The 14,093-nt window shown below is 70.1% G+C and carries 12 protein-coding genes; 8 read left to right on the top strand and 4 right to left on the bottom strand.

The annotated features are described in order from the left end of the window. The coding region (locus ACWDX9_RS49800) for an ROK family protein (protein WP_449968247.1) at window positions 1-445 on the top strand (445 nt) is incomplete at its 5' end. A 23-nt stretch (window positions 446-468) separates the two neighbouring features. Further along, complete coding sequence (locus ACWDX9_RS49795) at window positions 469-2,217, top strand: glycoside hydrolase family 36 protein (protein WP_449968244.1); 1,749 nt, start codon at window positions 469-471, stop codon at window positions 2,215-2,217. A 62-nt stretch (window positions 2,218-2,279) separates the two neighbouring features. Here the strand turns inward: ACWDX9_RS49795 and ACWDX9_RS49790 are convergent, their stop codons facing one another. The 4 genes from ACWDX9_RS49790 to ACWDX9_RS49775 are packed head-to-tail and all read right to left on the bottom strand — an operon-like array spanning window position 2,280 to window position 7,969. Beyond that, window positions 2,280-3,854: a hypothetical protein gene (locus tag ACWDX9_RS49790; protein WP_449968240.1), complete on the bottom strand. Its 1,575-nt coding sequence runs from the start codon at window positions 3,852-3,854 to the stop codon at window positions 2,280-2,282. 7 nt (window positions 3,855-3,861) lie between these two features. Next, window positions 3,862-5,067, bottom strand: a complete 1,206-nt coding sequence (locus ACWDX9_RS49785) for a hypothetical protein (protein WP_449968237.1) — start codon at window positions 5,065-5,067, stop codon at window positions 3,862-3,864. Beyond that, a complete protein-coding gene (locus ACWDX9_RS49780; RefSeq protein ID WP_449968235.1) occupies window positions 5,064-6,224 on the bottom strand; it encodes a CBM35 domain-containing protein in 1,161 nt (386 codons plus the stop codon). The genes ACWDX9_RS49785 and ACWDX9_RS49780 overlap by 4 nt, the downstream gene beginning before the upstream one ends. Continuing rightward, window positions 6,221-7,969 carry a glycoside hydrolase family 97 catalytic domain-containing protein gene (locus ACWDX9_RS49775; RefSeq protein WP_449968232.1) on the bottom strand — a complete coding sequence of 583 codons (1,749 nt, stop codon included), beginning with the start codon at window positions 7,967-7,969 and terminating at the stop codon, window positions 6,221-6,223. Before ACWDX9_RS49775 ends, ACWDX9_RS49780 begins: the two co-directional genes overlap by 4 nt. 270 nt (window positions 7,970-8,239) lie before the next feature. Here ACWDX9_RS49775 and ACWDX9_RS49770 point away from each other — a divergent pair, with 270 nt between their 5' ends. The 6 genes from ACWDX9_RS49770 to ACWDX9_RS49745 all read left to right on the top strand — a co-directional run bounded on the left by ACWDX9_RS49770 (window position 8,240) and on the right by ACWDX9_RS49745 (window position 14,085). Continuing rightward, window positions 8,240-9,661, top strand: coding sequence for an ABC transporter substrate-binding protein (locus ACWDX9_RS49770; protein ID WP_364249225.1), 1,422 nt, complete (start codon window positions 8,240-8,242; stop codon window positions 9,659-9,661). Next, entirely contained in the window at window positions 9,658-10,557 is a 900-nt protein-coding gene (locus tag ACWDX9_RS49765; RefSeq protein WP_350727704.1) for a carbohydrate ABC transporter permease, read from the top strand. The genes ACWDX9_RS49770 and ACWDX9_RS49765 overlap by 4 nt, the downstream gene beginning before the upstream one ends. An 8-nt stretch (window positions 10,558-10,565) precedes the next feature. Then, window positions 10,566-11,474, top strand: coding sequence for a carbohydrate ABC transporter permease (locus tag ACWDX9_RS49760; RefSeq protein WP_364249223.1), 909 nt, complete (start codon window positions 10,566-10,568; stop codon window positions 11,472-11,474). Between the two features lie 3 nt (window positions 11,475-11,477). Next, the gene (locus ACWDX9_RS49755; RefSeq protein WP_449968229.1) at window positions 11,478-12,452 is read left to right on the top strand and encodes an aldo/keto reductase; all 975 of its coding nucleotides are present in this window, start codon (window positions 11,478-11,480) and stop codon (window positions 12,450-12,452) included. Between the two features lie 82 nt (window positions 12,453-12,534). Further along, complete coding sequence (locus ACWDX9_RS49750) at window positions 12,535-12,990, top strand: hypothetical protein (protein ID WP_449968227.1); 456 nt, start codon at window positions 12,535-12,537, stop codon at window positions 12,988-12,990. A gap of 45 nt (window positions 12,991-13,035) precedes the next feature. Continuing rightward, entirely contained in the window at window positions 13,036-14,085 is a 1,050-nt protein-coding gene (locus ACWDX9_RS49745; protein ID WP_449968225.1) for an aldo/keto reductase, read from the top strand. Window positions 14,086-14,093 lie beyond the last annotated feature (8 nt).

The raw sequence follows: 14,093 nt of genomic DNA, 5'->3' as shown, positions 1-14,093 counted from the left end.
CGCGCGCGTGGCGTCCGGCGACGCGTCGCTGACCGTGGACGCGGCCATCGACGCCGCCCACGCGGGCGATCCGGCGGTGCGCGAGGTGTTCACCCGCGCGGGGCACGCCATCGGGCTGGCCATGGCCGCGATGGCCAACCTGTTCGGGCCGGAGCGGATCATCGTGACCGGGGACGTGCCGGGGCTGGCCTCGTACGGGCTGTTCGAGGAGCAGCTCAACCGCTCGTTCGCGGCCCAGGCGTTCGGCGCGGCCGCCGACTGCCGCCTGCTGCTGCGCCCGCGATCGTTCGAGCAGTGGGCCCGCGGCGCCGCCGCGGTCGCCATCCAGCAGCACTTCGCGCTCGAGGGAGCGCCGCTGCCTGGACTGAGGAGCGCAGGGAGCGAAGCGACCGGAGCGACGAGGGAAGGCAGCGGACCTCAACGACCGAGACGCCTCACGAAGTGAGGCCATGAGCAGGGAGAGACTGAGTGACCGCAGCGCCCGGCATCTGGCAGCCGCACGATCGAACGTTCGAGCAGCCGGAGGAGGTGCGGATCGAGGCCGCGGGGCTCGCGTTCGAGTGCTCGGCGGCGGCCGTGCTCACCTGCACGGCCGCCGAGGCGTCCCCTGGCGTTCTGGAGCTGCGCGTCGTCCCCGACCGGACCGCGGACGTGCGGGTGGCCTGGCGGGTGCCGTGCGTGGACGCGACCGCGTTCTGGGCCGCCGACGGCGGCGAGCACCGGGGGCTGCCGCCGTTCTGGCGCCGTCCCCGCGTGGCGGCGCTGGAGAAGAACGCGCCCGTCGGCTGCCTGGTGGGCGCCGGTGACGTGGCGCTGTGCGCCTACGCCGCGGGCGAGGTGGTCAGGCCCGTGCGGACGCGGACCGGGGTGGTGGAGGAGACCGGCGAGTTCGGGTTCTGGGTGGAGCACGAGGCCGAGCCGGACACGGGGCTCGTGCTGCGGCTCGACCTCACCCGGCGGCACTTCGCGACCACGCTGGCCGAGGTGGCGGACTGGTGGCGCGCGCTGCACGGCCCGGTCGCCGACGTGCCGCGGGCGGCGCGGATGCCCGCGTACTCGACCTGGTACGCCATGCAGCAGCACGTCAGCGCCGAGAGCGTGGAGCGGCAGGCGGGGCCGGCGGCCGAGCTGGGCTGCGAGGCGATCATCGTGGACGACGGCTGGCACAGCGACGACCGCGGGCGCGGGTACGGCTATGTCGGCGAGTGGGAGCCGTCCCCCACCACATTCCCCGATATTTCGGGACACGTGGCCAAGGTGCGGGGCGCGGGGCTGGCCTACCTGCTCTGGTACGCCCTGCCGTTCGTCGGCCGCCACACGGCGCTCTGGGAGCAGGTGCGGGGGTACACGCTGGCGTACAAGGAGCACATGAACGCCGCCGTCGTCGACCCCCGCTACCCGCACGTGCGCGACCTGATCGCCGGCCACCTCACCCGGGCGGTCACGGAGTGGGGCATGGACGGCCTCAAGATCGACTTCATCGACCAGTTCGCCGTGGAGGACCCGCCCGAGCCCGGCCCCGAGGCCGACTGCCGGACGGTGAACGAAGGCGTGCGCCGGCTCCTGGCGCAGCTGCCGCGTGACTGCCTGGTCGAGCTGCGGCAGCCGTACGTGAGCCCGGGCCTGTGGCCGTACGCCACGATGGTGCGCGCCTCCGACTGCCCGCTCAGCCCGGCGCACAACCGCCAGCGCACGGTGGACCTGCGGCTGATCGCGGGACCTCTGGCCGTGCACGCGGACATGCTGATGTGGCACCCGGAGGAGCGGCCCGAGCACGTCGCCACGCAGCTCGTCAACGTGCTCTTCTCGGTGCCGCAGATCTCGGTGGACCTGACCGCGCAGACGCCCGGGCAGCGCGAGGTGCTGCGGTTCTGGCTGGGCTTCTTCCGGGAGCACGCGGAGGTGCTGCAGCGCGCTTCCTTCGAGCCTTCCCGGCCCGACCTGGGCTATCCGCAGGTCACGGCCCGCTCGGGCGACACGGTGATCACGGCCCGGTACGCGCCGATGCCGGTGGCCGCGCCCGCCACCGGCACGCTCTGGCTGGCCAACGGCGACGCCTCCACCGACGTGCTGCTGCGGGTGCCCGACTCGGGTACGGCCCACGCCACGATCCTCGACTGCCGCGGCCGCACCGTCACCGAGGGCAACCTGCCCCTGCGCCCCGGCATCGCCCAGGTCAACGTCCCGGAGGGCGGCCTGCTCCGCCTGACCCGCTAGCGGTGGGGTTGCAGGCGCAGCCGCTCAAGCGCCCGACAGTCGGCGGCTGCGCCTGGTCCGCGTTACCGGCGCAGCCGGTCCAGCAGCTGGGCCTGGTAGAGCGAGGGCGGCAGGAGGCCGGGCCGGTTGGCGCCCTCGATGTACCCGGCCGGCTGCGCGAACGGCCCGTCGCCGGTGATCGTGCCCTGGCAGCCGATCGCGTAGTTCTGGGCGGTCGGCGGTTTCTGCACGATGAGCCTGCTGGTCGACACGTCGCAGTTCCACGCCACCGAGTGCGCCGCCGACCACCCGTGCGAGGTGCCGTACCGGCCGCGGTTGTACAGCCCGAGCGTGTAGTCGTAGTGCGGGTCGACGTCCTTGTGGCCGTCGAACAGCAGCCCCTGCGACCACCGGCGGTGGCCCTCGCTGGAGTTGAGCGCGTACTCCGAGGTGCCGCGCAGGAACACCACGCCCGACACCGTGCTGTGGCCGTTGGAGACGAACGCGTGCCTGGCCTTGTACGCGTAGCAGTCGCGGAAGAGCACCTGCTGCGAGTAGACGTAGGTGTTGAAGTTGTAGCGCCTGCTCCCCGTCACGATGCTGACCGGGTCGACGGCCCGGCAGTTCTCGACCGTGGCGCGGGTGGTCTCCTGGGTGGCGACCCCGGCCTGGGTGAAGTGGAGCATCGTGCAGTCGCGCACCCACGAGTCCTCGGTGCGCAGCAGGACGATCGCGTTGTAGGCGTGGTCCTCGTCCTGCTCCGGGTCCCCCTGGTACTCGATGTCGACGCGCAGCCGCTCCACGCCCACCTGGGTGACCAGCCCGGCCCGGTCCCACTTGTAGAGGAAGGACGGGGACAGGGCACGGTTGAGGTGGCTGAAGACCGGGACATCGATTTTCACGACATTTCCGGAAACTTCGCGTACGTACCGGTTGTAGATGAGGGGGTGCTCGCCCACCTTCCACGCCGGCCCCACGTCGTGGCCGCCGTAGTCGATGGCCTTCAGCCACTCCTCGGTGCAGGGATGGGTGATCACGATGTTGTCGCCGGGCCGCAGCGAGCCCGGGTCGGCCACCGCGAACTCGCGCGCGCCCACCTGCACGAAGTCGGTGGTGATGTCGGTGCGGGTGCCGGGCACCTCGCCCGTCCAGCCGCCGCCCGCCGCGCCGCCGGCCACGATCACGTCGCGGTCCTTCGGGTTGTTCCCGGTGGCCTTGATGATCGTGTTGCCGGCCGGGTCCTCGCCGTCGCCGGAGCCGCGCAGGACCGTGCCGCTCGCCCGCACGTACAGGGTGCCCGCCACCGGGTAGAGGCCGGGCAGCAGGAGCAGGGCGCCGCGCCGCGCGCGGGGCAGCGCGGCCACCTCGTCGAGCGCCGCCTGGATATGGGCGGTGTTGTCACCCTCGATCGGGCGGATCGTCTTGACGACCGGCACGTGCGGGATCGGCCGCTCGCCGTTGCGGTAGCCGGCGTGGCTGAAGTCGGGGATGCGGTTGCCCTCCGCGTCCTGCTCGTACGCCAGCCGCCCCCACCGGTCGTAACGCACCAGGCGGGACTGCCAGATCGTCGAAGCGCTCGCGGGGACCGCTCCCGCGGCGGACAGCGCCAGCGCGCCACCCGCCGCGAGCACGGCCCGCCTGCTGAGGTCATGTGCCATGGTCCACCTATCTGATGACGATCTTGTCGAGCTCGGGCCCGCGGGCGGTGAGACCGAAGAACCGGATCGTGTTGACCCCGGCCACCAGGTCCACCGGCACCGTCGCGGTGGTCACCGTGTCCTTGGTGCCGGTCATCGGCACCTGGATCGCGTCGCCGCCGTTGACGCTGACCGAGAACGACTGGGAGCCGTCCACCAGCGCGTGCACGGTCAGCTGCCGGGTCCCGGTGGTCTCCGACAGCACGCCCCTGACCACGGTGTAGTCATAGACGTTGCCGCCGACGAGGATGACCTTCCGCCCGCCGGAGCAGACGGCGCAGTAGGCGGGCTCGGCGGCGCCCTCGAAGACGTTGCCGGCCCGCTCGGCCTCGTACGTCCCCGGGCCGCGGTCCGGCGGCGGCAGCTTCACCGGCGGCGTCGCGGGCCCGAGCTGCTCCGCCTTCAGATCCTTGACCAGCAGGTACGTCTCCTGCAGCCCGGCGCTCTTGATGCTGCGGTAGATGCCCCACTTCGGCCGGTTGTACTGCTCCTGCGTCCACCACAGATCGATGTTCTCGACCTTCTGGTCCACGATCGTCCGCGAGCCGCTCTTCGGGCCGTCACGCAGCACCCACCGCATGTATCCGGCGTCGCCGGACTTGAACTCGATGGTCGTCGTGACCCACTTGTTCTGGATCGGCTCCAGGTCGGCCGTGGCGAAGTCGTGCGACTTGTTGTCCTCCAGCGTCCAGTAGCGGGCCGCGATCTTCTGCACGCCGTTCACGACCGGCAGCGAGATCTGCGCGATCGGCGTGCCGACGTCGGAGTTCTTCAGCTGCCAGATGTGGGTGAAGTTCGTGGTCGCGTCGAGCGTGTCCGGAATGTACATCTGGTACGTGATCCGCCAGGTCTCGTCCTTGCGGATCTCCAACGGGCTGCCGTCGGCCGCCCGCATGCCGCGTACCTCGTTGCGCATGCGGTCGGAGCCGTCGCGGTCCTCCAGGTGCGCGTCGAACCGCCACACGCCCTTCTCGGCGCGCACGTGCGGCAGGCCCTCGGGATGGGAGCCGCGCCGGTCGTCCTCCAGCGCCTCGAACGCGTTGACGCCGTCGCGCCATGGGCTGGGGTTCCACCGGGTCTCCCATCGGGGAGCCCCGATGGCGACGGCGTCGGCCGGGGCCGTCTGCAGGAGCAGCGCCATCGCCGCCAGGGCTCCCACCAGGTGCCTTCTCACTGAATCGTCACCCTGTCGAGGTCGGGCGCGCTGGCGCCGTCGTTGAAGAAGCGGACGCTGTTGGCGCCCGCGGCGAGCTGCACCGGGACCGTCGTGGAGACGGGCGTGCTCCAGTCCGTGCCGGTCAGCGAGACGGTCTGGGCGGCGCCGCCGTTCACGCTGACCTGGAAACTGCGCGTGCCGCTCACCAGGCCGTGCACCGTCAGCTGCCGGGCGCCGGCGGAGGAGGACTGCACGTTCAGCGTGACCGCGTTGCCGGAGCCGCCGCCGATCCAGCCGACTTTGGTGCCGCCCGAGCAGCCGGAGCAGGACGCGGTGCGGGCGGTGCCGCTGAAGGAGCCCTGCTCGGCCTCGTACGCGGACGGGTCGGTGCTGCCGCCGCCGGTGAGCTGGTAGGCCTGCAGGTTGCGGACCAGGAGGTAGGTGTTCTGCAGGCCGGAGCTGTTGATGCTGCGGTAGATGCCCCACTTGGGCCGCAGGTACTCGTCGTCGCCCCGCCACAGGTCGGTGTTGTCCAGGCGCTTGTCGACGAGCGTGGTGGAGCCGTCCTTGAGCGTCCAGCGCAGGTAGCCGCTGTCGGAGGCCTTGAACTCGAACGTCGTGTCCACCCACTTGCCCTGGATCGGCTCCAGGTTGGTGTTGCCGACCTCGTGGGTCTGCTCGGCCTCGTCCCAGTAGCGGACGTTGATCTTGGGGGTGCCGCCCGAGATCGGCAGCGACATCGTGTAGAGCGGCGCGCCGGAGCCGGGCACCTTCATCTGCGCGATGTGGGTGAAGCTGCTGGTCGCGTCCAGCGAGGTCGGGATGTACAGCTGGTAGCTGATGCGCCAGGTCTCGTTCTCGAGGATCTTGAGGTACGAGCTGCCGCCGGTCCGCATGCCCTTGACCTCGTTGCGCTGGCGGTCGTCGCCGTCGCGGTCCTGGGTGTGCATGTCGAAGCGGTACGCGCCGCCGGAGACGTAGATGTGCGTGACGCCGGAGTGCGAGTCGGAGCGGTCGTCCTCGATGCCCTCGAACGCCTCGGCGACGGTGTCGTCCGCCGGATCCGGGCTCCAGCGCAGCGTCCAGGCGGCCGCCGCGGCGGGAGTGGCGGCGGGCAGTGCGGCGGCGGCGGTGACCACCAGGGCGGCTAAGACGCCGCCGATGCGCTTGTTCATTGGTCCTCATTTCTCCTGAGGTGAAGCGTGAACCCGCCGTTGGGGGGAACGGCGAGGTCGAGCTTGCCCCCGGCGGAGACGGTGACCGTCTCGGCGAGGATCCGGTCGCCTGGGGCGTCCCGGTAGATCTCGGCCGCCCATTCCCCCTGGTCGAGGAAGTCGAGCGGCACGGTGAGCGTGCGGGCCTCGCCCGACACGCCCGCGCCGACGTACCACTCGCCGCCGTTCCTCCTGGCCAGCAGGATGTGGTCGGCGGGGTCGCCGGACAGCAGCCGCGTCTCGTCCCACGCGGTGGGGACGGCCGACAGCAGCCGCAGGGCCTCCGGCCGGGCTTCGTAGGCCTCGATGCCGTCGGCGAAGTGCTGGACGCCGGACTCGAAGATCACCGACAGCGCGAGCTCGAACCCGGCCGAGATCGTGCGCACGCCGGTGAACGTGCACGGCGTGAAGTCCATCGGGCCCTGCACGTTGCGGGTGAAGGCCAGCGACAGGTAGTGGGCGGGCTGGTAGAGCGGCTGCTTGCCGGGCTTCGGCTTGATCCACTCGGCGCCCTTGACGGCTTCGGCGGTCATGAACTGCGGCCACGTCCGCTCGGTGCCGCGCGGGATCGTGCCGCCGTGGAAGACCACCATGAGCTCGAGCCGGGCGGTGGCGGCCAGGATGGCGTCGAACCAGCGCATCCGGTCCTGGCCGTCGGACTCGGTGAAGTCGATCTTCACGCCGACCGCGCCCCACTCCTTCCAGAGCGCGAGCTTCTCGCGGTGCTCCAGCTCGGTGTCCACGTGCTGCCAGTGCGACCAGAGCCAGACGCCGACGCCCTTCTCCTTGGCGTAGGCGATCAGCTCGGGCATCCATTCCTTGTTCCAGCCCGCGTCGGCCAGCAGGTACGGCCAGCCGTTCGCGGCGGCGAAGTCGGTCCAGCGCTTCTGGGCGTCGAGGTCGCGCGTCGAGGGCCCGTCGGACCACCACGACCAGGCGGCGGCCCCGGGCTTGATCCAGGAGGTGTCCTCGACCCTGGACGGCTCAGCAAGGCTGGTGACCAGGTCGCTCTCCACGATCGTGGCCAGGTCGCCGACGATCATCGTGCGCCAGGGGGTGGTGAGGGGGCTGGCGGCGGTCACGTACGGGTCGGGCAGGTCGAGCCGGAACGTGTTGCCGTCGAGGAGCAGGCGGGAGCCGGCGTAGCCGCTGTCCAGGTTCGACTCGGTGACGAACATCCAGGAGCCGCCGGTCTCGAAGAGCGAGGGGTAGCCGTACAGGATGGGCTCGGCGTCGGCGACGGTGCCGTGCCGGTGGATCTCCTCGTAGTCGCAGCGGCCGTTCTCGTACGGGAGCAGCACCGCGCGGGCCTCGGGCGGCAGGACGTACTCGGAGGCCTCCTCCACGACGGTGACCGGGCCCGTCCACGGCACCACGTACCGATAGGCCACGCCGTGCCCGCCGACGCGGATCTGCACGTCGAGCCGGTGCCCGTCCTTGGTGAACGACAGCGTCCACTCGCCGGCCTCGTAGCCGTGCTCGCGCCGCTTGCCGGTGACCGTCCGGTAGGTCTCCTCGACCCGCCGCTCGGACATCCCGGACAGGGTGAGCCCCTTGCTCAGGTCGGCGTGGGCGGTCCTGATGCCCAGCCTGGACGGCTCCAGCACCGTCCGCTCGCGGTGGCGCACCTCCAGCGTGAGCACGCCCTCGGTGGAGAGGGTCAGCCCCGCTTCCAGGTCCTCGTCACTGAACGTCCAGCTTGGCACGTGCCCTCCAGGGAAAGGAAGAGATAGGAGGAGTCGATCGGGGCTCACCAGCCGCCCCCACACCTGGCACGGCCGCCGGTCAAGGCGTCCGGATCTCCTCACAGTGCGCTAGAGCCTAGGTTGCAAGCGCTTTCAATTCAATTCTTGACGAAGTTAATTACCGGGTCTACGGTACGGCCATGCCTCACGGACTGCCACAGGTCCAGCTCATCAACGCGCTGATACATCCGACCTCTATCGAGCTCTTCCTTTGAGAGGCCCACCATGGAGATGAACCGTCGCCAGATGCTGGCCCTGGCGGTGGCGGCCGCGACGGCGCCCGTGCTGTCCGCCTGCGCGGACACCAGGCAGCAGAAGCAGGCCGCGGCTCCGGTCAAGTCCGGGGCCCAGCTGATCGACCCCAACCGGCCGGGCAGCGACGCCTGGCCGTTCGAGGCGGCCGAGCAGCTCAACAACTCGCTGACATGGCCGAAGACGGACGTGGCCGACCCGGCGTCCAAGGTGACGATCACGGTGGCGATGACCACGGACGCGGTCACCGAGGTGCGCAACGCCCAGTTCGACTTCTTCTTCAAGAAGCGCCACCCGAACATCGAGATCAAGCGCGAGTCGTCGCCCTTCGACCAGTTCCTGACGAAGTACATGACGCAGGCCGCCGGCGGCACGCTGCCCGACGTGCTCTACAACCACTACTCCTGGACGCAGAACCTCATCTCCAACCAGGTGCTGCATCCGGTGGACGAGTACATCGCCAAGACGCCCGAGTTCGACATGGACGACATCCCGCAGAGCGGGCTCGGCTACTTCAAGCGCGACGGCAAGCTGTACGGCCTGCCCACCGACATGGCGCCCAAGCTGCTCTTCTACAACAAGGACCTGTTCGACAAGGCCGGGATCGACCACCCGGACGAGAGCTGGACGTTCGACAAGCTCTTCGAGACGGCGAAGAAGATGACCAGCGGGTCGGGCGCGGAGAAGATCTACGGCTTCTCCCCCATGCCGACCCCGGGTCCCGACCTCGGCGCCGTCTTCCTCATGCCGTTCGGCGGCCGTTTCCTCGACGCCGCCGAGTCGAAGGTGATGATCAACGAGCCCAAGGCCAGGGAGGCCATGGGGCGCTGGCTGGACCTGCTGGTCAAGGACAAGGCGGTGCCCAGCCTGGCCGAGCTGCAGCTGCTGGAGAAGGTCGACCCGTTCAAGACCGGCCACGCGGCCATGCTCATCAACGGCGCCTGGCTGATGCTGGAGCTGTCCAAGCAGACGGCGTTCAAGTGGGGCGCCACGCACATCCCCAAGGGCCCGGCCGGCCGCTTCACCCCGGCCGTGGGCAGCGCGCTGGTGATGACGGCCTCCTCGCAGAACAAGGACGCCGCCTGGATCTACATGCACGAGTTCCTGTCGTCCTCCGGCTACAAGTTCCGCCAGATCACCGCGCCCGCCCGGCAGTCCGCCTGGGACGCCAACGCCAAGGCGGTCGGCATCCCCGACGAGACGGCGAAGCTGGTCAAGGAGGTCCTGGCCGACTACGCCTCCGACGACGGCGTGCTGCGGCTGCCGGCCAACAAGAAGGTCGTCGACACGGCCAAGCCCATCTGGGAGCGCGCGATGCTCGGCAAGGTCAGCCTGGACGACGCGCTGAAGGAGATCGCCGACAAGGTCACGCCCGTACTGGCCGAGAACAAGATCGCATGACCGCCGTCAGCGCCCGCAGCACGCTGGCGCGCCGCGAGGCGCGGCGCTTCCACCTGTTCGTCTCGCCGTGGGTGATCGGGTTCGTGCTCTTCAGCGCGGGCCCGATCCTCGGGGCCGTCGTGCTGAGCTTCATGGACTGGAACCTGCTGAAGCCGCCGACGTGGGTGGGTCTCGCCAACTACGAGCGCATGCTCAACGACCCCGAGTTCTGGGAGTCGATCGAGAACACCGTGCAGTACGGCCTCGGCTCGGTGGCGCTCGGCGTGTCGTTCACGTTCCTGCTGGCGCTGCTGCTCAACCAGCCGCTGCGCTTCCAGGGGCTGTTCCGTACCGTGATGTACCTGCCGTCGGTGGTGTCGGGCCTGGCCACGGCGCTGCTGTGGCTGAACATCCTGCACCCCGACTACGGGCTCATCAACAAGGTGCTGGCGTCGGTCGGCATCGAGGGGCCGGGCTGGCTGGCCTCGCAGGAGTGGGCCATCCCCGGGCTCGTGCTGATGAGCGTGTGGGGCGCGGGCAACACGATCGTCATCTACCTGGCCGGGCTGCAGGGCATCCCGAAGACGCTCTACGAGGCCGCCGAGATCGACGGGGCGGGGTGGTGGCGCCGCTTCTGGAGCGTGACCGTGCCGATGATGTCGCCGGTCATCTTCTTCAACGTGGTGACCGGGTTCATCGCGGCGCTGCAGAGCTACGTGCTCATCCTGGTCATGACCGAGGGCGGGCCCGGCAACGCCACGATGGTGCTGGGGCTCTACATCTACCGGCACGCGTTCGTCTACTTCGACATGGGGTACGCGGCCACGCTGTCGTGGGCGATGTTCGTGCTGGTCATCGCCGTGACCGCGATCCAGTTCGGCCTGGCCAGGCGCTGGGTGCACTACGAGTTCAAGTGAGGTCGCCGATGCTCGTCGAGACCGCGGTGAAACCCGCGCGCTCCCCCCGCACGGGCGGCAAGCCCTTGAGCTCGGAGCAGGCCGAGCGCGTCAGACGGATCCGGCGCTCCGGCGCGTACATCCTGCTGGCCATCAGCTCGGCGGTGTTCCTGCTGCCGTTCCTGTGGATGGTGACGACCTCGCTCAAGTCGGACGCCGAGAACCTGGCCTTCCCGCCGCAGTGGCTGCCCGACTCCTTCAACTTCGACAACTACGCCAAGGGCTGGTCCGGGTCGCTGCCGTTCACCAGGTTCCTGATGAACACGATCGTGATCACCGCGCTGTCCATGGCGGGCAACCTCGTCTCGTGCATCCTGCCGGCGTACGCGTTCGCCCGGCTGCGGGCGCGGGCGGCGGGCTTCATGTTCGCGGCGCTGCTGGCGACCATGATGATCCCGCGCGAGATCACGCTGGTGCCGAAGTTCGTGATGTTCTCCAAGCTCGGCTGGGTCGACACGTATCTGCCGCTCGTCGTGCCGGAGTTCTTCGGCGTCGCGCTCTACATCTTCCTGCTGCGCCAGTTCTTCACCACGATCCCGCAGGAGCTCATCGACGCGGCCCGCATCGACGGGGCCTCGGAGCTGCGCATCCTGTGGAGCGTCATGCTGCCGCTGGCCAAGCCGGCCATCGCGGCGATCTGCCTGTTCTCCTTCGTGGGCAACTGGAACCAGTATCTGGAGAACTCCATCTATCTGCGCTCGATGGAGAAGATCACCCTCGCCCAGGGGCTCGGCATGTTCAACGGTCAGTATGTGACCCAGTACAACCAGATGATGGCCGTCGCGCTAGTGTCGATGCTGCCCATCCTCGTCATCTTTTTCCTGGCGCAGAAGACGTTCATCCGGGGCGTCACGCTCACCGGAATCGCAGGAAGGTAATCCTTGGACTACGAACGCCAGCCGTACAGAAGGTGCGGCCGCAGCGGTCTCCTCCTCCCCGCCGTGTCGCTCGGCCTGTGGCACAACTTCGGCGGGGGCAAATCCCTCGACAGCCAGCGCGCCATCTTCAGCAAGGCGCTCGACCTCGGCATCACCCACTTCGACATCGCCGACCGTTACGGCCCGCCGTTCGGCGCCGCCGAGGCGACGTTCAACCGGCTCCTGCCGCGGTCGCTGCGTGACGAGGTGGTCGTCACGACCAAGGGCAGCAACCCCATGTGGGACGGCCCGTACGGCAAGGGCAACTCGCGCAAGCACCTGCTCGCCACGCTCGACCGCTCGCTGGCCCGGCTCGGCCTCGACTTCGTGGACATCTTCTACCTGCACCGCGACGACGAGGAGACGCCGCTGGAGGAGCAGGTCGCCACGCTGGACTACATGGTCCGCACGGGACGCGCTCTCTACGTGGGTGTGTCGAACTTCTCGCCCGAGCGCACGGCGCAGGCCGCCCGGCTGCTGCGCGAGCTGGGCACGCCGCTGCTGATCCACCAGCCGTCGTACTCGCTGCTCAACCGGAAGATCGAGCACGGCCTGCTGGGCGTGCTGGAGCAGGAGGGCGTCGGCTGCGTGGTCTACTCGCCGCTGGCCCAGGGCCTGCTCACCGACCGCTACCTCGACGGCATCCCCGCCGACTCGCGGGCGGCCGAGGCGCGCTTCCTCACTCCCGACCGGGTGACGCCCGAGGTGCTGGCGTTCGTCCGGTCGCTGTCGGAGCTGGCCGCCTCCCGCGGGCAGACGGTGGCGCAGCTCTCCCTGGCCTGGGCGCTCAGGGACCCGCGCGTCACGTCGGTGCTGGTCGGCGCCTCCAGCCCCGAGCAGCTCGAGGCGAACGTGGCCGCCGTCGACCGGCTCGACTTCTCCGACGACGAGCTGGCCGCCATCGACCGCGCCGCCAAGGAGGCCGGTATCGAGGCGTAAGGAGCCGTCTCCCCCGTGAGAGCGAGGGCGCTCGCTCGTCACGGGGATCCGCCGCTGCCCGGGCGACCGGCACGATCGTGACATGATCACCTGGACCGGCCGATGGGCCGTCTGGGCAGCGGCCTCCTGGACGCTGCTCTACGTCGCGTCCAAGATTCATTTCGCCCTCGCCGAGCGCATCGGCGTGACCGGCGGCCCGCGCGTGGCCCCGGAGACCTATCTGGAGTACGGGCCCGGCGAGGTCGCGCGGGCCCAGTGGGCCAACGCCGCCGCGGGCCTGCTCATGGCCGCCGTCGTGCTGGCCTCCCTCATTCCTTTCCGTCGGCCGCTGCCGCGCCGGACGCTGGCGGCGCTGCTGTGGTCGTGCGCGGCGATGGCCGCGGCGGGCGCGATCGGCATGACCGCCGGCGCCCTGTCCGCCGGGCGCGGCGGCGCTCTCTTCGGTGGCTACTGCACGGTGTGGGCCGTGCTGCTCTGCCTCGCCTCCCTCTCCTTCCACCGGCGCCGCCGTTCCATAATGAAACAGCTTTCCCGTTAGCGTGCTACCTTAAGGGGACGACAGACCCATTAAGGAGTGATTTTGATGGAATATCGGCAGTTGGGGGCGTCCAGGCTCAAGGTTCCGGCATTGAGCTTCGGCGCCGGCACGTTCGCCGGGAAGGGCGAGCTGTTCGGCGCGTGGGGCGACACCGACGTGGCGCAGGCCCGGCGGCTGGTGGACATCTGCCTCGACGCGGGGGTGACGATGTTCGACACGGCCGACGTCTACTCCGACGGCGCGTCCGAGGAGGTGCTGGGCCAGGCGCTCAAGGGGCGGCGGGACCGGGCGCTCATCTCCACCAAGGCCGGGCTGCCCATGGGCGACGGCCCCGGCGACGCGGGCACCTCCCGGCACCGCCTGATCAAGGCGGTCGACGACGCGCTGCGCCGCCTCGGCACCGGCCACATCGACCTGTTCCAGCTGCACGCCTTCGACGCGGCGACCCCGGTGGAGGAGGTGCTGTCCACGCTCGACGACCTGGTCAGGGCGGGCAAGCTGCGCTACGTGGGCGTCTCGAACTTCTCCGGCTGGCAGCTCATGAAGTCGCTGGCGACCGCCGAGCGGTACGGCTACCCGCGCTACGTGGCGCACCAGGTCTACTACTCTCTGGTCGGGCGCGACTACGAGTGGGAGCTGATGCCGCTCGGCCACGACCAGGGAGTGGGCGCGGTGGTGTGGAGCCCGCTCGGCTGGGGCCGCCTCACCGGCCGCATCCGCCGCGGTCAGCCTCTTCCCGAGGGCAGCCGCCTGCACAGGACCGCCGCCTTCGGGCCGCCGGTGGCCGACGAGCTGCTGTACGCGGTGGTGGACGCCCTGGACGAGATCGCCGCGGAGACCGGCAGGTCGGTCCCCCAGGTCGCGCTGAACTGGCTGCTCCGGCGGCCGACCGTCTCCTCGGTCATCGTCGGCGCCCGCGACGAGTCGCAGCTCCAGGAGAACCTGGGGGCGATCGGCTGGGAGCTGACCCCGGACCAGGTGGCCCGGCTGGACGCGGCCAGTGCCACCACGGCGGCGTACCCCTACTTCCCGTACCGGCGTCAGGAGGGTTTCGCCCGGCTCAACCCGCCGATCGCCGGCGGCGTGGAGTTCTGAGCGCCGCC

It is taken from the genome of Nonomuraea sp. NPDC003201, from assembly GCF_053590415.1.
This window is presented reverse-complemented; position numbering and strand designations above follow the sequence as displayed.